Below are 20699 nucleotides of genomic sequence, written 5' to 3' on the forward strand. Positions count from 1 at the left end.
CTGTTAAAAATGGTTGGCTGGATGCTAGCACAGTCACTTTCTCGCGGCAGCTGAACGGGCCGTTACCTGGTTCACTTTGTGGAACTGTTCCGGTTGCCCAAATAAGGCCTTCTTGCTATAAGTTGCGGTGTTTTTGAATAAAAAAGAACGAACCCGCAGGGAAAGCTGGGTGCATAACAATCATAGGGACCCGCCAGTATTTAGGAGGCACGACTCGCACTATGGCCACTATCGTCAAGCCGGTTGAACAGAAAACCAAACATCTCGATTATTTCCTTTCGCAGTGCCATCGACGCCGTTACCCGGCCAAGAGCACCATCATTTATGCCGGCGACAAGAGTGATTCGCTGTTTTATATCGTCAAAGGTTCCGTCACTGTCATCATCGAAGATGACGACGGCCGGGAAATGATCATGGCCTACCTGAACGCCGGAGACTTTTTCGGTGAGATGGGCCTGTTCGACAACATGGATTCCCGTAGTGCCTGGGTTAAAGCCAAAACCGAATGCGAAGTGGCGGAGATTTCCTACACCAAATTCCGGGAAATCGCCCAGCAGGACCCCCGCGTGCTGTATTTTATTGGCGAACAGATGGCTTCACGTCTGCGTCAGACCACCCGCAAGGTCGGCGACCTGGCATTCCTGGACGTCACCGGACGGGTTGCCCGCACTCTGCTGGATCTGTGCAAGGAACCGGATGCTATGACGCATCCCGATGGCATGCAGATCAAAATCACCCGGCAGGAAATCGGCCGTATTGTCGGCTGCTCCCGCGAGATGGTGGGCCGGGTTCTGAAAACCCTGGAGGATCAGGGTCTGGTTCGGGTGAAGGGCAAGACCATGGTGGTCTACGGAACGCGCTGAGCTAGCTGATCCGTTCCTCCGCCAGAAAAAGGCCGCTGATCTCAGCGGCCTTTTTTTTGTCCGCTGGCGGACACAGGGAGAGGATGAACTCACGAACCTCCTCGGCATTGGTCTCATTTAACATCTCGTGGCGACCGCCCTCGAACAGTCTCAGGCTGACCCGTTCAACACCTGCGTCGCGGATGGCCTGAAAATGACGGGTAATGCCTTTGCCCATTTCGCCCACTGGATCGTCAGTGCCGGCAAACAGGTGCACTGGCAGGTCCTTGCGCCACCGGGTGGGGTTGATGGTCAGCATGCCCCGAATAAAATCGTGCCAAAGTCCGGTATTGCAGGCAAAGCCGCACAGTGGGTCGGCAACGTAGGCGTCCACCTGGGCCGGATCCCGGCTCAACCAGTCGCAGTCGGTTCGGTTAGGTCGGAACAGGCGGTTGAACTTGCCAAAGGTCATTCGGGCGATGAGGGGGCTGATGTGCCGGCCGCCGTAGAGTTGGCTCAGGCCGCCAATGATCAGCCGGGACACCAGCAGGTGAGGTCGGTGAATTCGGTTGGTGGCGCTCAGGACCAGCACATCCAACGCCTCCGGATGCTGCTGGGCACAGCTCTGGGCAATGAAAGAGCCCATGCTGTGGCCCAGCAATAACACCGGCAGCCCCGGAAACAGAGCCCGGCTGTGGCAAAGTACCCGGTGCAGGTCGTCGGTGACCTTGGCCCAGCCGTGGCTGTCGCTATAGTGCCCGCGGTCCTGTTCTGGCGTGGCCGCGCCGTGTCCGCGATGATCGTAGGTGACGACGGCGATACTTCTCGCGTTCAGCCACCGGGCGAACTCGGAGTAACGCCCTGCATGCTCAGCCATGCCATGGGCAATGACCAGAACGGAATTTGGCGTTGCTGGCTGGAATACGGTGCCGCGGATGCTGTGCTCATCCTGGCTGGTCAGTGTGAACGGGTGTTCGTGCATGGGTTGTCCCTGAAGCGTCCGATGCCGGGCGTTCCCATTCCGGCGGTTTCCAAAGGTGTCTGAGTCGAGACCATAATCCGCCGGGCCGTGCCATGTCGCGGAACAGGTCCACGTATTCGTGCGTCCATAGCACCAACAGGTTATTGGATGGCACCGGTCGGGTGATGCCGTAATCAGGCGGATCCTGGGCATTTTCGTCCACGAAGGAGCCGAACAGGCGATCCCAGATGATCAGGACGCCGCCATAGTTGCGATCGATGTAACCGGGGTTGCGGCCGTGGTGCACCCGGTGGTGGCTGGGGGTGTTGAATACCCACTCAATCCAGCGCGGCAGACGGCCAATCAGTGTGGTGTGGATGAAGAACTGATACACCAGCGACAGTGCGTAGCGATGCCGATCCAGACCGGGTTGAAGCCCAGCAGCGCCAGTGGCAGGTAAAACAGCCAGACGCCGTTGAAGATGTTGGTGGCGTTCTGGCGCATGGCGGTGGAGAAATTCATCCGCTCGGAGGAGTGGTGTACCACGTGGGCAGCCCAGAACCAGCGCATCCGATGGCTGGCCCGGTGCATCCAGTAAAAGCAGAATTCCACACCCAGGAAGGTGAGAAAGGCCGTTAGCCACGTGAGTTCCAGCTCAAATAAACGATAGTGGTAGCAAAGCGCAAACACCGGAAATGCAATGATGCCGGCAAACAACAGCTCCGTGGTCTGGTAGCCGGCGCCGAGGGCAAAATTGCGGATCGCCTCCCGGGTGTCCATCAGAGCCGGGTTATGACGGATTCGAAGGTATTCCCACAGCGCCACAGCGATAAATACCGGGGTGGCGATAACAAAAATGAGCTGGCGTTCGTCCAGCGCGAGCCAGGGCGAAACAGCGTCCCACAGGGGGCGTAGTCCGCTATCTTCCAGCACCGCCAGCAGCATGTCAGTCAGATTCATATCAGCCTGCCAGTTTAATTATTGATCTGATTCTATTCTGGCATGGCTTCGGGTCCAGCGCGGTGTCTGTTTCCGACACCGGCGCTAGCGATTTCCGACATCGCAGGGGCGCTTTCAGTTCGCCTTGCGGTGGTTCTCGTACAGCTCCGAGAGCGGCTGGATCTGGTCCTGCCACTGGTCAAGCCAGGCCTTGATGTCCTTTGGGATCTTGCCCGGCTTGGGCCAGGGCACCGGGTACTCGGCGGGCTGGAACATGGGCGCAAATATGGCTGCCGCGGTCAGGTCGGCCCGGCTAAAGCTGTCTCCCACCAGATACGGCTTAGCACCATACGCCGCGGCCAGATCGGTCAGCAGGCTTTCCATGACCTGACGCGATTGTTCTGAGGTTTTTTCGTTGATCTTCATCCACTTGCGCATGGTCTCGTCGACCCGGCTGAACACCAGGCTGAGCAGGATGCGGTTGTAGAACGGGGTACCGGCGGCCAGCATCGGCACCACCACCTTTGGGCGCTGCAGGAAGTGGTGATAGGCGTAGCACCGCACGGCCGGGCCGGCTTCCTCATCCAGGCGTCGCTCCCAGGCCAGGGCCTGCTCCCGCTGCCCGGGGTCGGCCGGAGTGAGGGGACGGTCCGGGAAAGTCTCATCGAGGTAGTCCAGGATCTGGGCCGAGCCCTGCACGCACTGACCGTCGTGATCCAGCACCGGAACCGAGGTGCATTTGCCCCCGGTGAGTTGCTGAACGGTCTTGATGTGTTGTCCTGGTAGTAGAGTCACGGTCTCATAATTGAGGCCTTTGTAGTCCAGGGCCCACCGGATTTTCTCGCAGTAGTGGGAAATGGCGAACTGATAGAGCTTGAGAGCCATTAAAAATCTCCTTGTTGTAGGTGCCTAGCATAGTCCCGAATCGCCGTCAGAAGAAGCCGGCGCGTGGGAGTGTGCGGCAGACGGTGGTCATGGCTATCCCAGCGCCTTACACTGTCGCGCCAGGATCACAGAAACAAAGGACGTTGACCATGTATTCACGCCATGCACGGCTAGTGCCTGTCGTCGCCACCGCCGGTCTGTTGGTGTCAGCCTGCACCTCATCGCCTTCGGACACCGAATCCAAAGAACCGGCCGTCGTCAGCCAGTATGCCTGCGGCCAGCTGCACATTCGTGTCACCGACGATCCCGATCGTCGGCTTCTTGGCATTGATTACCGCGACAAACGACTACTCCTGAAACCTGACAGCAGCGCTTCAAGGGAGATCTTCGTGGCCCCGGGCGATACCACGACCCGATTCCAGCGCCAGGGCGAGCAGGCCGAACTGACCATTCGCGGCGAAACCTTCCCGGAATGCCTGCCACCGGGTGCGCTGGAGCGGCCCTTCACCGCCCAGGGCAGCGACCCGGTTTGGCAGGCCCACGTGTCGAGTGCAGAGCTGGTCCTGAGCCCGCCTTACGAGGATCAACAGTCGCTCAGGCTGCCGAGTGAATTGGTTACCGCCAACAGGCACGGGCGGGAGTCGTAGCCGAAGCCAGCGGTACCCGGGCGACACTGACGGTGGCGAACCAACTCTGCCAGGATCCGGTAACCGGAGCCCAGTACCCGAATCAGGTTCGACTCACCATCAATGGTCAGAGTTTTCAGGGCTGCGGTGGTAATCCGCTGCGCCTGATTCGGGGTGCCGAATGGGTGGTGGAGGATCTGGCTGCCGAAGGGATTATCGATCGGTCACGGCTAACCTTGAGGTTTATGGACGACAACCGGATTGCCGGCCAGGCTTCGTGCAATCGCTACACTGGCCGCTACCAGTTGACCGATGAAGGCGGTATCACTGTCAGTGAGCTTACGATGACACGAATGGCCTGTGCACCCGCACTCATGGCCCAGGAAGCCCGTTTCATTGAGGCATTGGAGCGTGCATCCAGGATTCGGATTGGGCCCCATGGCGAGCTTCTGCTGTTAACCTCAGAGGCCGGGTTACTGTCGGCGTTTCAGTCGGACCACGACACGTTATAACTCGCCAGAATTTCATCAAGACGCCCGCTTTGCTTGAGCTTGCGAACGCCCTCGGTTAACAGGCTGGCGAACTCCTCAGATTGGGGATGGACCTGTGAAAAGGCAATGTAGACGGGCAAGCGTTCCAGCTTGACCACCATACGCAAATTGTCCTGTTTGCCCAGTTGCCCGAGGGTCCACTGCATCACGTCCAGGTCTTCAGGGAGCACGTCGGAGCGATGGTGCTCCAGCAGTTCTATGGCCCGGTCTAGTGGCGATAGGCCCGATAAAATCCAGACTCGTTCCGGGTTATCCCTGTGCTCCTCAATGTAGGCATCAAGCTCTGATGAGTAGGAGTAGCCGTTGATGGTTACCAGAGTCTGCTCACTTAGCGATTCTATGCCTGATAGCTCCAGTCGCTTTCTACGTGGGTAAACAGAGCGGTGCGCGCGTAGCCGATGGCCTCCTCGGGATAGACGAATCCCCTTGCGTCCCGGGTGAAGGCACCGACTACCGCATCGATATAGCCCTCATCGGCCAGTTCCAATGCCCGCGCCCAGCTTACGTTGGTGTACTCGACGTCCAGTTGAGCCAGGGCGAAGGCCTCCCTGGCGATCTCGATCATGTAGCCCTCCCGCTCTGAGCCTGCCGTACAGTTGTGGGGACACCAGGGATCGGCGGCGATGGTGATAGTTCGTTGGGCTTCAGGCTGGCGGATTTCGGTGGTGACGGAGACTTCGACAACGGGGGTTTGAGTGACTATAGGGGAAGAGTCTTCTGGCGGCGAGCAGGCCGCCAGAAAGGCAAGAGCAATCAACAACAAGGCGTTCAGCATGATGAACTGGCCGGATCGCCGCAAAAGCGGCTAGACCTTCATCATACGCCCGCCCCAGATTTTTGTAACCCGACCGGGCCAACTAGGCCCGGTTGTCCCTCTCGCTGGAGGCCTCGGTTGGCACAAGTGCCCGAGTCAGGTCCTTCATGGTCAGCGCGCCAACCTGCTCGCCGTCCCGCACCACCCGGAAGGTCAAAGAGGTGTCACCCTTGGAGCGGGACAGTACTGTTTCCAGGTTGTCCTTTTCGGTGATGTCACCCGCGTACTCAATGTCATCCCGATCTGGCTGGGTCATGATCGACCGAACCCGGAGCACTCGGGCGCGGTTGATGTCACTGATGAAGTCGATGATGTAAGGATCGTTCGGGTTCAGCAGGATATCCTGGGGATCGCCTTGCTGGATCACTTCACCGTCTTTCAGGATCACCAGGTGGTCGGCCAGTTTCAGCGCTTCGTCCAGGTCGTGGGTGATGAAGACAATGGTCTTCTTCAGTTCTTCCTGAAGTTCCAGCAGCAGGTCCTGCATGTCGGAGCGAATCAGCGGATCCAGCGCCGAGAAGGCCTCGTCCATCAGCATGACTGGGGCGTTGGAAACCAGCGCACGGGCAATACCCACGCGCTGCTGCATGCCGCCGGATAATTGATGCGGGTACTGGTTTTCGTTGCCTTCCAGGCCAACCCGGGCCAGCCACTTGCGGGCTTCCGCTTCGTAGTCCTCGGTTTTCTTGCCGCGCACATCCATTGCCATGCCCGCGTTTTCCAGCACCGTCCGATGCGGCAGCAGGGCGAACTTCTGGAACACCATCGACATGCGCTCGCGCCGAAGTTTGCGCAGCTGGGTTTCGTCGTACTGCATGACGTCTTCGTCGCCAAAACGGATCTCACCGGCGGTCGGTTCAATCAGGCGGTTGAGGTGCCGGATCAGCGTTGATTTGCCGGAGCCGGACAGCCCCATGATCACGGTGATTTCGCCATCGCGCATATCAACGTTGATGTCGCGCAGGCCCAGCACATGGTTCTGCTTTTCAAGCAGATCGGACTTGTTCATGCCGCGGCGTACGTATTCCAGCCCGACATCCGGTGTCGGGCCGAAGATCTTGTACAGGTTCTTGATGGAAATCTTGATGTCTTTATCCACGTCTCTGTCCTCAGTGCTTTTGGGAGGCATTGATGCGTGCCAGAGAAGCTTTGGTGACCCGGTCGAGGATCACGGCCAGAATCACGATGCCGAGGCCAGATACCAGGCCCACGCCCAGTTCCAGGTTTCGGATGCCGCGCAGAACCAGTACGCCCAGACCCGGTGCAGACACCAGGGAGGCGATCACGACCATGGCCAGGCTCATCATGATGGTCTGGTTAACACCAGCCATGATATTGGGAAGCGCGAGCGGGATCTGGACCTTGAATAGCTTCTGTCGAGGCGTCATGCCGAAGGCATCGGCAGCCTCAATCACGTCTTTGTCCACCAGCCGGATGCCGAGGTTGGTCAGCCGGATGACCGGAACAATGGCGTACAGGATGATGGCAATGCCGTAAAGCTTGGACTCGGTCACGCTGAACAGGAAGATCAGCGGGATCAGGTACACGAATGGCGGCAGCGTTTGCAGCATGTCCAGCACCGGGATGGTCATGCGTTGCATCATGTCGCTTCGGGACATGGCAATGCCAATGGGTACCCCTAACAGGACGCAGAGGAAGGCGCAGACAAAGATGATTGCCAGAGTCTGCATGGCGTAGGTGTAGTAATCGATAAACGCCAGGGTAACGAAGCTGGCGGCGACAAAGCCCACCAGTTTCCAGGATTTGCTCACCACGAACACCACCGCCAGCAACAACGGGATAACGATCCACCAGGGTGCGCTGAGCATGGCATACAGGGTGCCATCGAGGGCCCAGCTCAGCGGTTGGGTGATGGGATCAAGGACCAGGCTCATGCTGTCCTTGACGGCCAGGAAGCCTTCTTCCAGGCCCTTGGTCAGATCCCGGGATTGCGGAAACGCCGGGCAGGCTTTGTTCAGGGCGTCCATGGACGGGAAGGGAAGATCCCACAAAGAGGTTTCGGTGGGTTCGCCGCCTTTGGCTTTAGACAGCAGCTGTGCCATGGACATCGGGGCGTCACTCTTGCCCTGTGAGCACCAGTCTTCCAGACCGAGTGAGGAAAATAAAGCGTCGTAAGTAGCCATGATTCGTCAGGTTCCTGCGCGTATCTCCGCCAGGTCAACGGACATCGGGTTGGTGAGTGGAAGATAGGCAGGGCCGGCGCGGGCCCTGCCTCAAACGGAAAGTATTACTCGCCCAGGATCGCGGCGAGGCGCTCACGAGCCGAGTCGTTCAGCCAGTCTTTCCAGGTGTCGGTGTTGGTGCTCAGGAAGTACACCGCCGCTTCTTCGGCAGAGGCGTTGTTGTCGCTCTTCCACGCCAGCACCTGGCTCATCGTTTCGGTCTTGAACGTCAGCTTGCTCAGCATCTCGGCAACTTCCGGTTCGCGCTCCTGGAAGCTGGTGGTCACTGCGGTTAGCACCGATGCGGCTGGGAAGTCGGAAACCTGCGGGTTGTCGTTGTCTTTTTTGCCGTTGGCGTCGTGGGCTTCGGCGTCGTACTCGCCCAGGTCAATCCGGGTCATGTCGAATTTACCCAGCGGTACGGTCGGGGCCCAGTAGTAGCCAAACCAGGGCTCTTCGTTCTGTACGGCCGACGCCATGGACGAGGCCAGGGTCTCACCAGAGCCGTGATTGAAGACTTCAATGCCGGAGGCTTCGAGGTTCAGGGCGCGGATGAGGTTGTCGTTGATGATCCGGCAGCCCCAGCCATCCGGGCAGTTGTTGAAGCGGGCTTCGACCAGCTCGGGGTTGGCCATAATGCCTTCGATGGTTTTCAGCTCCGGATGTTTGTCGACCACGTAGGTTGCAGCCACCAACCTTCAACGCCGCCGGGTGACAGCACTTCACCAAGCCGGACGATCTTGCCTTCCTTCTCCAGACGTTCGAAGACTTCGCCAGTGGAGTTCACCCACAGCTCGGTCACAATGTCCGGCTCGCCGTTTTCAGCAACCGAGGTGATTGCGGGTACAGTGTCGGAAGGCACCACGGCCACTTCGCAACCGTAGCCCTGTTCCATCACGAACTTGGCGACGTTGGTGACCACGGAGGCAGAGGCCCAGTTCATTTCGGTGATGGACACCTGGCCGCATTCATTGGCCTGGGCAAATCCTGGGGCGGCAGCTGCACACAACAGCGCAGCAGACATAATCTTGCGCATAGTCACTTCTCCTTATCAGGGTTGGCTAATTAGTTGCTTGTACATTAATGATAGTTCACGAATTACGGTTGGGGGGCCGTAACAGATCGGAGCGGGAACGATAATTTCAATCTTGGTTTTGGCAGACAAAATAAGTAGGTTTCTGACATTACATACCGTTCAGGATAAGGATCTTGAGCAGAGATACAAGTTTGACACTAAATATGTGTCTGCTTTCAGTACGCATTGGTCGATTAAAATGCCCGATCTGTCAGCGCTTTGTAGCATTCGCCGATTAGACTCCGTCCGTTTAGGGGAGGTGAATCATGACAGAATTACGGGTACTGACACCGCACACCGCCATCGCGGAGGAACAAGCCACCCGGGACGGTCGACAGCGTCGTTTGCTGCGTTCGTTCCTGCCGGAAATGGTGCAGTTGGAGCGTCTGTTGGCGGAGGCTCCGAGGTCGGTGACGACCCGGATTCTGGATCGCATACCGGTTGCTGACATGTCGTTGCCCATCTATCGGGTGGATCTCGGCTCTGAGCGACCAGATGCGTCATCGATGGTGTTGGTTGGCGGGGTGCACGGCCTGGAGCGCATTGGTACTCAGGTGGTCATGGCCTGGCTGGAATCCGTGCTGGCGCGGCTGCGCTGGGATGACAGCCTGCGAAAGTTGCTGCAAACCGTACGGGTGACCATCCTGCCAATTCTCAATCCCGGTGGCATGTTCCTGAATCAGCGCAGCAATCCGGGTGGTGTGGATCTGATGCGTAATGCGCCAATTGTCGCCCAGGAGCGCAGTGCCTTCATGCTGGGCGGTCAGCGATTATCGGGCCGGTTACCCTGGTACATCGGAGCCCCTGAGCAGGGTATGGAAGCAGAAAACCTGGCGCTTGAGTCGGTGATTAACGATGTGGTTCCGGGACGGCCGTTTAGTGTGGCCCTGGATTGTCACTCCGGCTTTGGCTGGAAGGACCAGATCTGGTTTCCCTATGCCTACCGCCGTCGCCCAATGCGGCGTATCGCCTCGGTGATGGCGCTAAAGCTGATCTGGGAGCAGGCGTATCCGAACCATGATTACCAGTTCGAGCCCCAGTCGCGCCATTACCTGACCCATGGCGATCTTTGGGATTACTTCTACAAGCAGGTGAATCGCACCAGCGACGGGGTGTTCCTGCCGCTCACGCTGGAAATGGGATCCTGGCGCTGGGTGCGTAAAAGGCCACGGCAATTGTTACGGCTCGATGGGCTGTTCAATCCACAGGCTCCGCACCGTCACAAACGTGTTTTGCGAAGTCACCTGGCCTGGTTGGACTTCCTGCTCAGTGCCGCGGCCGCCCATGAAAACTGGTTGCCGGCCAGGGAGCAGGAGTCCATGCTGAGAGAAGCTGCGATTATGCACTGGTATCGGGACGCTCAATAGTATGGACTGGATTCTGTTGCGGGGGTTAACCCGTGAGCAGGCCCATTGGGGTGACTTTCCACAGCGCCTGCAGTTGGTATTTCCGGAACACCGTTTTCACCCGGTCGATTTACCGGGCACCGGTGTGCATTGTCGCGACGACAGTCCGGACACTATCGTCGGTATTCGTGAGGCGGTTCGGCGGCAGGTCGCTCACATCCCCAAGCCCTTCAGTATCCTGGCGCTGTCTATGGGCGGCATGGTGGCTCTGGACTGGGCCCAGCACGCGCCGGAGGGTGAAATTCAGCATCTGGTGCTGATCAACACCAGTTCCGGCTTCAGTCCATTCTGGCAACGTATGCGTCCAGGCGTCTGGCCACAGCTGGTCCGACTGCTGGCTCGACGCGAGCTGTTTGACCGGGAGCGAGACCTGCTCCGATTGACCTCCAATCGTGTTCCGCCCCTGGAATTGATCAAGCAGTGGTATCGTATCCAGCGCCAGCGCCCGGTCAGTGTCCGCAACGCGGGCCGACAGATAGCCGCCGCAGCCCGCTTTAAACCAACGCCCAAAAGACCCATGCCTGAAGCGCTGCTACTGGCCAGCCGGGGCGATCGAATGGTGCATTGGAAGTGCAGTGCGGTCCTGGAAGAGCGCTGGCTGTGGACACTGAAGCTGCACCCGGATGCCGGCCACGATCTGGTTATCGACGATCCGGACTGGATTGTCCGACAATTGTTGGCTTGGCTGTCTCGCTAGTAGTGGTTGCTTGACGCAACTCTCTGTTCGGGGCAGGCTCAGCGTTTGTCTGCCGGTGGCAGTCACCCTCAACCACTCTAAACCGTCTGGAACGGAGCCAACAACAATGAAAATCTTTGAGACCAAAACCGCCCCGAATCCTCGCCGCGTGCGCATGTTTATGGCCGAAAAGGGCTTGCTCGAGAAGGCCGAGTTTGTCGAGATTGATCTGATGAAAGGCGAGAACCTGACACCGGAATACGTCGCAAAGAATCCGATGAAAAAAGTTCCGGTGATGGAACTGGACGATGGCACCTGCATTGCCGAAACCATGGCCATCTGCCGCTACTTCGAGGAAAGCTACCCGGACACCCCAAGTCTACTGGGTGATACTCCGCTCGAGAAAGCACAGTTGGAACAGTGGATGCGGTGGATCGAGCTGTTTTTCTTCATGCCCACGGGCATGTGTTTTCAGCACACCAGCGGCTACTTCAAGGATCGCATGAATCCGATCAAGGAGTGGGGCGAGGAGTGCGGCCAGCAGGTCGAGAAGTTTCTGCACTTCCTGAACAAGCAGCTAGAGGGTAAAGAATACATCTGTCTCGATCGCTTCACTGCGGCCGATATCAATGCCTTCACCACCATTGCCTTTGCCCGGGTGATCAATATCCGCATCAAGCCTGAGCAAACCAATCTGCAGGCCTGGTTCGAGCGCATCAAGGCGCGGCCATCGGCACAGGTTTAATGCTACTTGTGATGCCAAGCCGCCGATCATCTGAATCAGGAGAATGCTTTGATTGATCTCTATACGTCGCCGACCCCCAATGGCCATAAAGTGTCCGTATTGCTGGAAGAGATGGGGGTTGAGTACAACCTGATCCCGGTCGACCTGTCCAAGGGTGCACAGAAGACCCCGGAATTTCTGGCGATGAATCCCAATGGCCGTATCCCGGTCATTGTGGATCGCGACAACGACGATTTCGTGGTGTTCGAGTCCGGGGCGATCATGATTTACCTGGCTGAAAAGTATGGCCAGTTCTACCCCGACGATCCCAAAGTGCGTTCGCGGGCGCTCCAATGGCTGATGTTCCAGATGGGCGGAGTGGGGCCGATGATGGGCCAGGCCAATGTGTTTTATCGCTATTTCCCGGAGAAGATCCAGCCGGCCATTGATCGCTACCAGCACGAGTGCCGGCGTTTGTTTGAAGTGCTGAACACCCGCCTGGAACAATCCCGCTACCTGGCCGGCGACGAGATCACTATTGCCGATTTCGCCAATTGGGCCTGGGTGCGTACCCATAACTGGTCCGGCGCCTCGGTGGAGGGTCTGGAGCATCTGATACGCTGGGTCAACGAGCTCTATGAGCGCCCCGGTTGTGTGGCCGGTATTCACAAACCGGAGCGCCCGGGAAGTTCGGACGACCTGGTCAAGAGTGCCCAGACCATGGTAACTCGCTGAGCATCGGGTAAAATCACAGCCTTGATGACAACCGACAGGAGACCGGCATGATCGCCTCGGCACAACTGACCTGTGCATTGGACAAGATTGATGGCGCCAACCGCGCGACCCGAACCGGGAAACCGTCGATGGCGAGTCGTTGCCGCGGGAGTACGCCTACAGCCAGCACATGACCCGCTGGCTGTTTGCGCTGGAATCGGAGCCCTCCGAGCGGATGCAGATTGCCTGCCGGGCCCAGCACATCGAACGTTGGACCATTCCGCGCTCGGATTACCCGGAAGGCCGCAAAGCCTACTACCAATGGCGCCAGGCCTGTGGCCGCATGCACGGACGCCGGGCCGCCGAGATCATGGCGGACTGTGGCTACCAGGCGGCCGAGTGCGAGAAGGTGGAAACCATTCTGACCAAGCGCGAGCTGCGCCAGGATGCCGATACCCAGTTGCTGGAAGACGTCGCCTGTATGGTGTTCCTGGAGCGTTACTTTGCCGATTTCTATGAAGAGAAAGCGGACTACGACCGGGAAAAGTGGCTGAGAATCGTTCGCCGGACCTGGGGCAAGATGTCGCCTCGGGGGCATGAGGCGGCGCTTAAATTAGCGGAGGGTATGCCTGCCCATTTGCTGGAGCTGTTGCAGGAGGCGCTGGCGGGAGCTGATGAGTGATGTAGGCTTCCAGTTGCGTGCACGGGGCGGCGGGTAGAGCCGCCCAAAATTCGCTGTGAATACGTCCCTGTACGCTCGGCTCCGCCATCCATGGCTCCGCACGATTTTGGTCAGCTCTACCCGCCGCCCCGTTCTGGCATTTGAGTAAGCACTCTCAGAAAAACAGTTCCTGCAGTTTCTTGCCGGGATCTTCTGCACGCATAAACGATTCACCCACCAGGAAGCCGTAAATTCCCCGGTCGGTCATGGCCTGCACATCGGCGCGGGTCATGATGCCGCTTTCGGTGATGCTCAGGCGATCCTTGCCAATGCGTTCGTGCAGGTCGAAGGTGGTGTCGAGCGACACCTCGAAGGTGTGCAGGTTGCGGTTGTTGATGCCAACCAACGGGGTTTTGAGGGTCAGCGCGTCGTCCAACTCTTCTCCGTTGTGCACTTCCACCAGCACATCCAGGCCGATTTCGTGGGCAATGCCTTCCAGCTCCTGCATCTGGTCCTTGGTCAGGCAGGCCGCGATTAGCAGGATGCAGTCCGCGCCCATGGCCCGGCTTTCGTACACCTGGTAGGGCGCCACCATGAAGTCCTTGCGGATTACCGGCAGGCCGCAGGCGTTGCGGGCGGCGACCAGGTAATCTTCGTGGCCCTGAAAAAAGTCCCTGTCGGTGAGCACGGACAGGCAGGCTGCGCCGCCTTGCTCGTAGCTTTCGGCAATCACTTGCGGCTCGAACGGGTCCCGCAGGATGCCCTTGCTGGGTGAGGCTTTCTTGATCTCCGCGATTACCGCCGGCGCCTGGCTTTCAATCCGGCTGCGCAGGGCCTTGGCAAAGCCTCGCGTCGGCGCCTGGTCGCCCGCCATCGCCTTCAGGTCATCGATGCTGACCTTCGCTTTGCGATCGGCAATTTCTTCCCATTTGCGCTCAACAATCTTGCGCAGGATGGTGGGGGTGCGGTCGGTGTGTCGGTCAGTCATGGGTGCTGTCGCTCAGAAACACTGTGAAAAGTCAGCCAGTTCGGACATCTTGCCGGCAGCCAGGCCAGAGCCGATGGCGTCCAGGGCCAGTTCTACCCCGTCTTTTGGAGTGGCGGCAAGTCCCGCTACGTAAATCGCTGCGCCGGCGTTCAGGGCGATCATGTCGCGGGCTTTCTCGGCCATCTCGTCGTGGCCGCGACCGAAGGCGGCCCGGATCAGCTTCAGGGAGTCCTCGGAGCTGTCCACGGTCAGGCCGACCAGGGATTCACTTTTGATGCCCAGATCTTCCGGGGTGATGTCGTATTCGGTGATCTCACCGTTTTTCAGTTCGGCCACGTGTGTGGGGCTGGCCAGGCTGATTTCGTCCAGCCCGTCCTTGGAGCACACCACCATGATGTGCTCGGAGCCCAGCCGCTGCAGAACTTCTGCCATCGGCCGGCACAGGTCCTTGGTGAACACCCCAAGCAGCTGGCGTTTTACGCCGGCCGGGTTGGTCATCGGGCCGAGGATGTTGAAGATGGTGCGGCAACCGAGTTCCTTGCGCGGGCCAATGGCGTGCTTCATGGCGCCGTGATGGGCCGGGGCGAACATGAATCCAACGCCGATCTGTTCGATGCAGCGGGCTACCTGTTCCGGCGACATGTTGAGGTTGATGCCGGCCTTCTCGATCAGGTCGGCACTGCCACTCTTGGATGACACGCCGCGGTTGCCGTGCTTGGCGACAAAGCCGCCGGCAGCGGCGACCACGAAGGCGGCCGCCGAGGACACGTTGAACAGGTTGGCGCCGTCGCCGCCGGTGCCGACGATGTCTACCAGGGGTTCGGCCTTGACGGTGACGCCGGTGGCCAGCTCTCGCATGACTTCGGTAGCCCCGGTGATTTCATCGATGGTCTCGCTTTTGAGCCGCAGGCCCATCAGGAAGGCCCCGATCTGCGAGTCGGTGGCCTCGCCCTTCATGACGATGCGCATAACCTGTTTCATCTCGTCCCGGGACAGGTCCAGGTTGGAGGCAATCCGGTTCAGAGCTTCTTTCATGTCCATGGTGTTGGGGCTCTCCATTGTCATTGGCTGATCAGTCATTGGCTGATTCAGCGTCTCAGGAAGTTGCGCAGCAGTTCGTGTCCCTGCTCGGTCATGATTGACTCGGGGTGGAATTGAACGCCTTCGATAGGCAGGGTCTTGTGCCGCACGCCCATGATCTCCTCGATGGAACCATCGTCGTTGCGGGTCCAGGCGGTCACTTCCAGGCAATCCGGCAGGGTGTTCTGGTCAATCACCAGGCTGTGGTAGCGGGTGGCCTGCAGTGGGTTGTTCAGGCCCCGGAACACACCGGTGTCCTGGTGGAAGACGGGGGACACCTTGCCGTGCATGACCCGACCGGCGCGGATGACGTCGCCACCGTAAACCTGGCCGATGGCCTGGTGACCCAGGCAGATGCCCAGGATCGGCAGTTTGCCGGCGAAATGGCGAATCGCCGCCATGGACACACCGGCCTCATTGGGCGTGCACGGACCAGGAGAGACCACGATGCGCTCCGGTTGCAGTGCCTCGATCTGCTCCACTGTAATTTCGTCGTTGCGGTACACCTGAACGTCCGTGCCCAGTTCCGCCAGATACTGCACCACGTTGTAGGTGAAGGAATCGTAGTTATCGATCATCAGCAACATAAATCGTTCCTCCGCCTCAGTGGTCGAAATCGTTGTAGGTCATGGCCACCGCGCGGAAAATTGCGCGGCCCTTGTTCATGGTTTCCTTCCACTCAAGGCGGGGCACCGAGTCTGCTACCACGCCGGCACCGGCCTGGATATGCAGGGTGTTGTCCTTGATCACCGCGGTGCGGATGGCGATGGCGGTGTCCATGTTGCCGTTGAACGACAGATAGCCCACGGCGCCACCATAAACGCCGCGCTTGACCGGCTCGAGATCGTCGATGATCTCCATGGCCCGAATCTTGGGTGCGCCACTGAGGGTGCCCGCAGGCAGGGTGGCCCTCAGAACGTCCAGGCAGCTGGTGCCCTCGTTCAGGCGGCCGGTAACGTTGGAGACGATGTGCATAACGTGGGAATAGCGCTCCACGATCATCTTGTCGGTCAGGCGCACGGTACCGGTTTCTGCGACTCGCCCGGCGTCGTTGCGGCCGAGATCAATCAGCATCAGGTGTTCGGCAATTTCTTTCGGGTCAGCCAGCAGTTCCGATTCCAGTGCCTTGTCTTCGGCCTCGGTGGCGCCCCGCTTGCGGGTGCCGGCGATGGGCCGGACCGTCACTTCCTCGTCTTCCACCCGGGCCAGAATTTCCGGTGAGGAACCGACGATGTGGAAATCGTCCAGATCCAGAAAATACATGTACGGCGAGGGATTCAGTACGCGCAGGGAGCGGTACAGGTTCAGCGGCGGCGCCTCGAACGGGATCGACATGCGCTGGGAGATCACCGTCTGCATGACGTCACCGTCGAGCACGTATTCCTTGATCTTGCCGACCGCGGCCTCGAATTTGTCCTGACTGAAGCCGGAAATGAAGTCGCTCTCGTCCACGGTTTTGCCCCGTAGGTGTGCCGGGGTGCGGGGAGCGTCGGCGGTCTGCCGATGTAGATGGCCTTCGAGTTCATCGATCCGGGCCAGGGCCTGTTCGTAGGCACCCTCGACGTTGGGGTCGGCATGGACGATCAGGTGGAGCTTGCCGCGCAGGTTGTCGAACACCACAATCTCGTCCGACACCATCAGCAGGATATCCGGGGTGCCGATCTTGTCCGGCGGGCAGCTCTTGCGAAGGCGTTTTTCGATGTAGCGCACGGTGTCGTAGCCGAAATAGCCGACCAGACCACCGTTGAAACGGGGCAGTTGTTCCAGATCCGGGGCGTTGAAACGGGCCTGATAGTCCTCGACGAACGCCAGCGGATCTTCCACCTCTGCCTCTTCCACCAATTCGCCGCCGCGGCGCACTTCGATGCGATGATCAAAGACTTTCAGCACCTCGTGGCTGGGTAGGCCGATGATTGAGTAACGGCCCCATTTTTCGCCGCCCTGAACTGACTCGAACAGGTACGAATACGGGCCGCTGGCCAGTTTCAGATAGGTGCTGAGGGGCGTGTCGAGATCCGCGAGAACCTCGCGATAGACCGGAATCCGATTAAAGCCGGCGTGGGCGAGCTCGGTAAATTGCTCGGGTGTCATGTCTTGTTTCCCTGAAGTCTGATCTGCTTTCGGGCGGCTCGGGAGTTGGGCGGGCCGTCCGGATGGTTGCGTGCTGATCCGACCATAGCCAGTCAGCCGCCGGGCTGTTTCAGCCGGTACGCCATCGCCACCATCGTGTCGCGCGGGTAGTGAGAGTGCCTCGCGCTGCAGTCAGATTCAGTCCCTGCACGGCAGGAATCTCCCGAAATGAAGTGATCAAGATAAAGTCCTTTGAGATTACAAAAGCTCGGCCAGCGAATCAACAACCGCGTCTGCGCCCAGGGCATCCACTGACTGGCCAAAGTTATAGCCATAGCGGACGGCAACGCAAGGCAGGCCGGCCGCCAGGGCTGCATCAATGTCCGCCGACGAGTCGCCCACCATCACCGTGGTGCCGCGGGTGCCGCCCAGGGCTTCCATGGCGTGCAGCAAGGGAGCGGGGTCTGGTTTCTTGACCGACAGGGTGTCACCACCGACCGACAGATCGAACCAGTGGTCCAGGCCCATCTGTTCCAGCAGCGGCGCAATAAACTGTTCCGGCTTGTTGGTCACCACCGCCAGTTTGCAACCGTGCCCCTTGAGTTTGGCAAGGCAGGCCTCGACGCCGTCATACACCACCGCGTGTTGACCGTTGATCTGTTCGTAGGCGTGGAAGAAAATCGCCAGGGCATCGTTGAACAGCGCGTCGTCTTTGGGTTGTGCCGGTTCCCAGTCGGTCTGTCGGGCCAGGGCGCGTCGCACCAGCACACTGGCGCCATTACCGACCCAATCACGAACCCGGTCGATGCCAACCGGTGATCGGCCCAGGTGCTCAAGCATCTGGTCCACGGCGGCTGCCAGGTCCGGGGCGCTGTCGACCAGGGTGCCGTCCAGATCGAACAGCGCCACTCCAGGCCAGCGCGAACTGAACAGGCCAGCCAGACTCATTGGCCGATCACCTTGCGGGCCTGCTCCAGTTCTTCGCGCATAGCGTCGATGGTGGTCTTGTAGTCATCGGTGTTGAAAATCGCGGAGCCGGCGACAAAGGTGTCGGCGCCCGCTTCAGCGATTTCCCGGATGTTCTCGGTTTTCACGCCGCCATCGATTTCCAGGCGGATGTTGAAGTTGCTGGCGTCAATGCGCTTGCGCGCCTCCCGCAGCTTATCCAGGTGCCGGGAATGAATTTCTGGCCACCAAAGCCCGGGTTGACCGACATCATCAAAACCATGTCGAGCTTGTCCATGACATGATCCATGTAGTGCAGCGGGGTGGCTGGGTTGAAGACCAGGCCGGCCTTGCAGCCGCCATCACGGATCAATTGCAGGGAACGGTCAATGTGGTTGCTCGCTTCCGGGTGAAAGGTGATGTAGCTGGCGCCGGCGTCGATGAACTGGCGGATCAGGTCATCGACCGGAGACACCATCAGGTGAACATCGATGGGGGCGGTAACGCCATGCTTGCGCAGCGCCTCGCAGACCATGGGGCCAATGGTCAGGTTGGGCACATAGTGATTGTCCATCACGTCGAAGTGGACCACATCGGCGCCGGCGGCCAATACGTTATCAACTTCCTCGCCCAGGCGGGCAAAATCGGCAGACAGAATGGATGGGGCGATCAGGTATGGATTCATGATGGCTCTCTCAGGATCTCTCAAAGACGTTGGCGCGCGCATGCGACGAGATGGACGTGTCGAGCAATCCCTGCCGCACAGAGTATAAAAGGAATGCTAGTCTAGCAGTTTGAAGCGCTTTTTTCGTAGCCAAAGAGTCAGGATCTGTGCGTAGAGTCGGTAGAGAGGCGATCAAACAACTGCTGGGCGGCCTGTTGCTGGTGGGTTGCATGGGCTATGCCGTTGCCGCCGCCGATGGCGAAGAGCCGGCAAGCGTGGGGGCGACCACTGCCACGACCATCCGGCCGGCGGTGGCTACTGAGCTGGCGGACAATGCATTGAGTCGGTTGCGCCCGGAGGCGGCGGTCTGGCTGGAGCTTGAGAGTGGTGGTCGTACCCTGGGGTTGTTTTATCCGGAACAGGACCCGCCGGCCAACGGCGCTCTGGTGATTCTGGCGGATGTTGGCGACAACGCTGCCGCTGGTGTCGCCGACGAGCTGAGCCGGCACCTGACGGCCAAGGGCTGGTCGGTGCTGGCGGTGGGGCTGCCGGCGCCTTCGCCGCCGCTGCAACGTCACCTGGAGGCGCAGCCGGAGCCCGCGGATGCCGACGCGGAGGACGGTACCGAAGAGGCCAAGGGGGATGGCAGTGACGACTCGTCGGTGATGATTGATGTCATGGCCTCGCCTACCGGCGAAAACCCGGAGCAGGTCTATCGGAATCGGGTTCGCCAGAGTCTGGCGGCCGCTGCGGCTGTGCTGGCGGAGCGAAGCTATGACCAGCCGGTGCTGGTGGGCTTGGGCCGGGCCAGCAGTCACCTGATCGCGACCGATGGCGAGCTTCAAGGTGCACCAGCGTTGATCTGGGTGGCACCGGAATTCTATCCCCGCGATGCCGTTGCCCTGGCGGACACGCTAACCAGTGGCGGCGAGGTGGCAATACTGGAGTTATACGCCAGTCGGGGGGAGGCCAGCGCGGCAAGCCAGCGGCGTTGGGCCGATTTGCGCCGTGCCGGTGTTGAGCAGCTGGATCGTCAGCCGGTAGCGATTAGTCGACCGCTGTCGGCCCATGGTGCGGGCGCCCTTGCCGGTCGCATCGATGCCTGGCTCAAAGCCCGCTGAAACCAGTTTCTATCGCAGTGCCCGGTGCCGACGCTTGACCAGTTCCCAGGCCTGTTGGTAGCGCAGCAGGCGTTCCTTGGCCAGGGCGCGTTCTTCATTGCTGACCTGCTGCTGGGCCAGCTTGTCCGGATGGCAGCCAGACACCTTCTTCTTGTAGGCCCGCTTGATGTCGATCAGAGCGTCCCGGCGGGTCACCCCCAATAATTCGCAGGCCTGTTCGTAGCTGGTTGGCTTGGCCAGGTTTTCGGCATGGCGGATCCAGACCTTGCTGGCGTAGCTGTCGAAAATGTCATCGCTGACAGCCACCGGCAGGCCAATCTGATCGATCGCGTCTTCGCAGCGATAACGGCGCTGTTTACCGGGGCGGCCCATCAGCTGGGCGGCATGACACAGGCAAATCGCCACGATCAGCGCCGGCGCGGGCCAGATCCGGTTGCTCAGGCGCAGGGACAGGCCCCGCAGCCCCGGTAGCTGCTCCGCGGACTTGCCGCGCTGGAACCAGTTGATGGCCCGGCGGCGCTGACGCTGGGAGAGTTTGAGCGCCTTGATCAGGCCCTCGGCGTAGCGAATGTCGGCTTCACTGACCCGGCCCTCGGCCTTGGCGACATAGCCGAGGAAATAGAACAGCGGCAGCCGGCACCAGCCTGGCAGTCGGGTGCGCTCGAGCAGGGTTGAGGTTTGATGGCCACAGGACGACAACTCCCGCAGCAGGCTGGTGAATTCCGCTTCGATCCGGGCCGGTAGTAGTGGCTGCTCCGTGCTGTCCACCATGGC

Annotated in this window: 23 protein-coding genes and 2 pseudogenes; 9 read left to right on the forward strand and 16 right to left on the reverse strand. The window is 59.7% G+C overall.

Going from position 1 to position 20699, the window contains the following annotated elements:
* Window positions 1-221: 221 nt before the first annotated feature.
* A complete protein-coding gene (crp, locus tag AU14_RS08030) occupies window positions 222-863 on the forward strand; it encodes a cAMP-activated global transcriptional regulator CRP (protein ID WP_007153756.1) in 642 nt (213 codons plus the stop codon).
* 1 nt (window position 864) lies between these two features.
* On the opposite strand, the gene AU14_RS08035 is transcribed toward crp, so the two are convergent.
* The 4 genes from AU14_RS08035 to AU14_RS08045 form a co-directional block, all read right to left on the reverse strand.
* On the reverse strand, window positions 865-1824 hold the full coding sequence (locus tag AU14_RS08035) for an alpha/beta hydrolase (protein ID WP_094191183.1): 960 nt from the start codon (window positions 1822-1824) through the stop codon (window positions 865-867).
* On the reverse strand, window positions 1787-2197 hold the full coding sequence (locus AU14_RS21170; protein WP_269079130.1) for a sterol desaturase family protein: 411 nt from the start codon (window positions 2195-2197) through the stop codon (window positions 1787-1789). The genes AU14_RS08035 and AU14_RS21170 overlap by 38 nt, the downstream gene beginning before the upstream one ends.
* Window positions 2167-2763 (reverse strand): sterol desaturase family protein, encoded by a 597-nt coding sequence (locus tag AU14_RS22780; RefSeq protein WP_269079131.1) that lies wholly within the window; start codon window positions 2761-2763, stop codon window positions 2167-2169. The genes AU14_RS21170 and AU14_RS22780 overlap by 31 nt, the downstream gene beginning before the upstream one ends.
* A 114-nt stretch (window positions 2764-2877) precedes the next feature.
* Window positions 2878-3627, reverse strand: coding sequence for a glutathione S-transferase family protein (locus AU14_RS08045; protein WP_041340153.1), 750 nt, complete (start codon window positions 3625-3627; stop codon window positions 2878-2880).
* Window positions 3628-3776: 149 nt separating this feature from the next.
* Here AU14_RS08045 and AU14_RS21175 point away from each other — a divergent pair, with 149 nt between their 5' ends.
* Window positions 3777-4274: a hypothetical protein gene (locus AU14_RS21175; RefSeq protein ID WP_236744555.1), complete on the forward strand. Its 498-nt coding sequence runs from the start codon at window positions 3777-3779 to the stop codon at window positions 4272-4274.
* A gap of 32 nt (window positions 4275-4306) precedes the next feature.
* Window positions 4307-4765 carry an META domain-containing protein gene (locus tag AU14_RS21180; RefSeq protein WP_236744556.1) on the forward strand — a complete coding sequence of 153 codons (459 nt, stop codon included), beginning with the start codon at window positions 4307-4309 and terminating at the stop codon, window positions 4763-4765.
* On the opposite strand, the gene AU14_RS21185 is transcribed toward AU14_RS21180, so the two are convergent.
* The 5 genes and pseudogenes from AU14_RS21185 to AU14_RS23775 all read right to left on the reverse strand — a co-directional run bounded on the left by AU14_RS21185 (window position 4741) and on the right by AU14_RS23775 (window position 8837).
* Window positions 4741-4974, reverse strand: coding sequence for a type 2 periplasmic-binding domain-containing protein (locus AU14_RS21185; protein WP_236744557.1), 234 nt, complete (start codon window positions 4972-4974; stop codon window positions 4741-4743). The two genes, AU14_RS21180 and AU14_RS21185, sit on opposite strands and share 25 nt — an antisense overlap.
* Window positions 4975-5141: 167 nt before the next feature.
* Window positions 5142-5579 (reverse strand): type 2 periplasmic-binding domain-containing protein, encoded by a 438-nt coding sequence (locus AU14_RS21190; protein ID WP_236744558.1) that lies wholly within the window; start codon window positions 5577-5579, stop codon window positions 5142-5144.
* 82 nt (window positions 5580-5661) lie between these two features.
* A complete protein-coding gene (locus tag AU14_RS08060; RefSeq protein ID WP_041343762.1) occupies window positions 5662-6717 on the reverse strand; it encodes a quaternary amine ABC transporter ATP-binding protein in 1056 nt (351 codons plus the stop codon).
* A 10-nt stretch (window positions 6718-6727) separates the two neighbouring features.
* On the reverse strand, window positions 6728-7762 hold the full coding sequence (locus AU14_RS08065) for an ABC transporter permease (RefSeq protein WP_041340156.1): 1035 nt from the start codon (window positions 7760-7762) through the stop codon (window positions 6728-6730).
* 104 nt (window positions 7763-7866) lie between these two features.
* A pseudogene (locus tag AU14_RS23775) lies at window positions 7867-8837 on the reverse strand (ABC transporter substrate-binding protein).
* Between the two features lie 305 nt (window positions 8838-9142).
* Here AU14_RS23775 and AU14_RS08075 point away from each other — a divergent pair.
* From AU14_RS08075 to AU14_RS08095, 5 genes are all read left to right on the forward strand, one after another.
* Entirely contained in the window at window positions 9143-10243 is a 1101-nt protein-coding gene (locus tag AU14_RS08075; protein WP_041340159.1) for a M14 family zinc carboxypeptidase, read from the forward strand.
* Between the two features lies 1 nt (window position 10244).
* Window positions 10245-10979, forward strand: coding sequence for an alpha/beta fold hydrolase (locus AU14_RS08080; RefSeq protein WP_041340161.1), 735 nt, complete (start codon window positions 10245-10247; stop codon window positions 10977-10979).
* 106 nt (window positions 10980-11085) lie between these two features.
* Window positions 11086-11703, forward strand: coding sequence for a glutathione S-transferase family protein (locus AU14_RS08085; protein ID WP_041340164.1), 618 nt, complete (start codon window positions 11086-11088; stop codon window positions 11701-11703).
* 48 nt (window positions 11704-11751) lie between these two features.
* The gene (locus AU14_RS08090) at window positions 11752-12417 is read left to right on the forward strand and encodes a glutathione S-transferase family protein (RefSeq protein WP_041340167.1); all 666 of its coding nucleotides are present in this window, start codon (window positions 11752-11754) and stop codon (window positions 12415-12417) included.
* Between the two features lie 139 nt (window positions 12418-12556).
* Window positions 12557-13078 (forward strand): DUF4202 domain-containing protein, encoded by a 522-nt coding sequence (locus AU14_RS08095; RefSeq protein ID WP_236744561.1) that lies wholly within the window; start codon window positions 12557-12559, stop codon window positions 13076-13078.
* 154 nt (window positions 13079-13232) lie between these two features.
* Here AU14_RS08095 and trpC read toward each other — a convergent pair whose 3' ends face one another.
* The 6 genes and pseudogenes from trpC to rpe form a co-directional block, all read right to left on the reverse strand.
* Window positions 13233-14045: an indole-3-glycerol phosphate synthase TrpC gene (trpC, locus tag AU14_RS08100; RefSeq protein WP_041340170.1), complete on the reverse strand. Its 813-nt coding sequence runs from the start codon at window positions 14043-14045 to the stop codon at window positions 13233-13235.
* A gap of 12 nt (window positions 14046-14057) precedes the next feature.
* On the reverse strand, window positions 14058-15086 hold the full coding sequence (gene trpD, locus AU14_RS08105) for an anthranilate phosphoribosyltransferase (protein WP_041340172.1): 1029 nt from the start codon (window positions 15084-15086) through the stop codon (window positions 14058-14060).
* Between the two features lie 47 nt (window positions 15087-15133).
* Entirely contained in the window at window positions 15134-15712 is a 579-nt protein-coding gene (locus tag AU14_RS08110; protein ID WP_041340174.1) for an aminodeoxychorismate/anthranilate synthase component II, read from the reverse strand.
* Between the two features lie 16 nt (window positions 15713-15728).
* Window positions 15729-17216, reverse strand: coding sequence for an anthranilate synthase component I (trpE, locus tag AU14_RS08115; protein WP_041340177.1), 1488 nt, complete (start codon window positions 17214-17216; stop codon window positions 15729-15731).
* Window positions 17217-17453: 237 nt separating this feature from the next.
* The gene (locus AU14_RS08120; RefSeq protein WP_041340179.1) at window positions 17454-18143 is read right to left on the reverse strand and encodes a phosphoglycolate phosphatase; all 690 of its coding nucleotides are present in this window, start codon (window positions 18141-18143) and stop codon (window positions 17454-17456) included.
* A pseudogene (gene rpe, locus AU14_RS08125) lies at window positions 18140-18825 on the reverse strand (ribulose-phosphate 3-epimerase). Before rpe ends, AU14_RS08120 begins: the two are co-directional and overlap by 4 nt.
* 146 nt (window positions 18826-18971) lie before the next feature.
* Between rpe and AU14_RS08130 the strand changes: the two are divergent.
* Window positions 18972-19925: a DUF3530 family protein gene (locus tag AU14_RS08130; protein ID WP_052471997.1), complete on the forward strand. Its 954-nt coding sequence runs from the start codon at window positions 18972-18974 to the stop codon at window positions 19923-19925.
* Window positions 19926-19934: 9 nt separating this feature from the next.
* Here the strand turns inward: AU14_RS08130 and AU14_RS08135 are convergent, their stop codons facing one another.
* Window positions 19935-20696, reverse strand: a complete 762-nt coding sequence (locus AU14_RS08135) for a co-chaperone DjlA (RefSeq protein WP_041340182.1) — start codon at window positions 20694-20696, stop codon at window positions 19935-19937.
* Window positions 20697-20699 lie beyond the last annotated feature (3 nt).

The organism is Marinobacter similis (assembly GCF_000830985.1).
GTDB lineage: Bacteria > Pseudomonadota > Gammaproteobacteria > Pseudomonadales > Oleiphilaceae > Marinobacter > Marinobacter similis.

Bases quoted from the DNA above. Each gene is read 5' to 3' on its own strand.
- crp (WP_007153756.1), top strand. From the start codon at position 222: ATGGCCACTATCGTCAAGCCGGTTGAACAGAAAACCAAACATCTCGAT.
- AU14_RS08035 (WP_094191183.1), bottom strand. From the start codon at position 1,824: ATGCACGAACACCCGTTCACACTGACCAGCCAGGATGAGCACAGCATC.
- AU14_RS22780 (WP_269079131.1), bottom strand. From the start codon at position 2,763: ATGAATCTGACTGACATGCTGCTGGCGGTGCTGGAAGATAGCGGACTA.
- AU14_RS08045 (WP_041340153.1), bottom strand. From the start codon at position 3,627: ATGGCTCTCAAGCTCTATCAGTTCGCCATTTCCCACTACTGCGAGAAA.
- AU14_RS21175 (WP_236744555.1), top strand. From the start codon at position 3,777: ATGTATTCACGCCATGCACGGCTAGTGCCTGTCGTCGCCACCGCCGGT.
- AU14_RS21190 (WP_236744558.1), bottom strand. From the start codon at position 5,579: ATGCTGAACGCCTTGTTGTTGATTGCTCTTGCCTTTCTGGCGGCCTGC.
- AU14_RS08065 (WP_041340156.1), bottom strand. From the start codon at position 7,762: ATGGCTACTTACGACGCTTTATTTTCCTCACTCGGTCTGGAAGACTGG.
- AU14_RS08075 (WP_041340159.1), top strand. From the start codon at position 9,143: ATGACAGAATTACGGGTACTGACACCGCACACCGCCATCGCGGAGGAA.
- AU14_RS08080 (WP_041340161.1), top strand. From the start codon at position 10,245: ATGGACTGGATTCTGTTGCGGGGGTTAACCCGTGAGCAGGCCCATTGG.
- AU14_RS08085 (WP_041340164.1), top strand. From the start codon at position 11,086: ATGAAAATCTTTGAGACCAAAACCGCCCCGAATCCTCGCCGCGTGCGC.
- trpC (WP_041340170.1), bottom strand. From the start codon at position 14,045: ATGACTGACCGACACACCGACCGCACCCCCACCATCCTGCGCAAGATT.
- trpD (WP_041340172.1), bottom strand. From the start codon at position 15,086: ATGGACATGAAAGAAGCTCTGAACCGGATTGCCTCCAACCTGGACCTG.
- AU14_RS08110 (WP_041340174.1), bottom strand. From the start codon at position 15,712: ATGTTGCTGATGATCGATAACTACGATTCCTTCACCTACAACGTGGTG.
- trpE (WP_041340177.1), bottom strand. From the start codon at position 17,216: ATGACACCCGAGCAATTTACCGAGCTCGCCCACGCCGGCTTTAATCGG.
- AU14_RS08120 (WP_041340179.1), bottom strand. From the start codon at position 18,143: ATGAGTCTGGCTGGCCTGTTCAGTTCGCGCTGGCCTGGAGTGGCGCTG.
- AU14_RS08135 (WP_041340182.1), bottom strand. From the start codon at position 20,696: ATGGTGGACAGCACGGAGCAGCCACTACTACCGGCCCGGATCGAAGCG.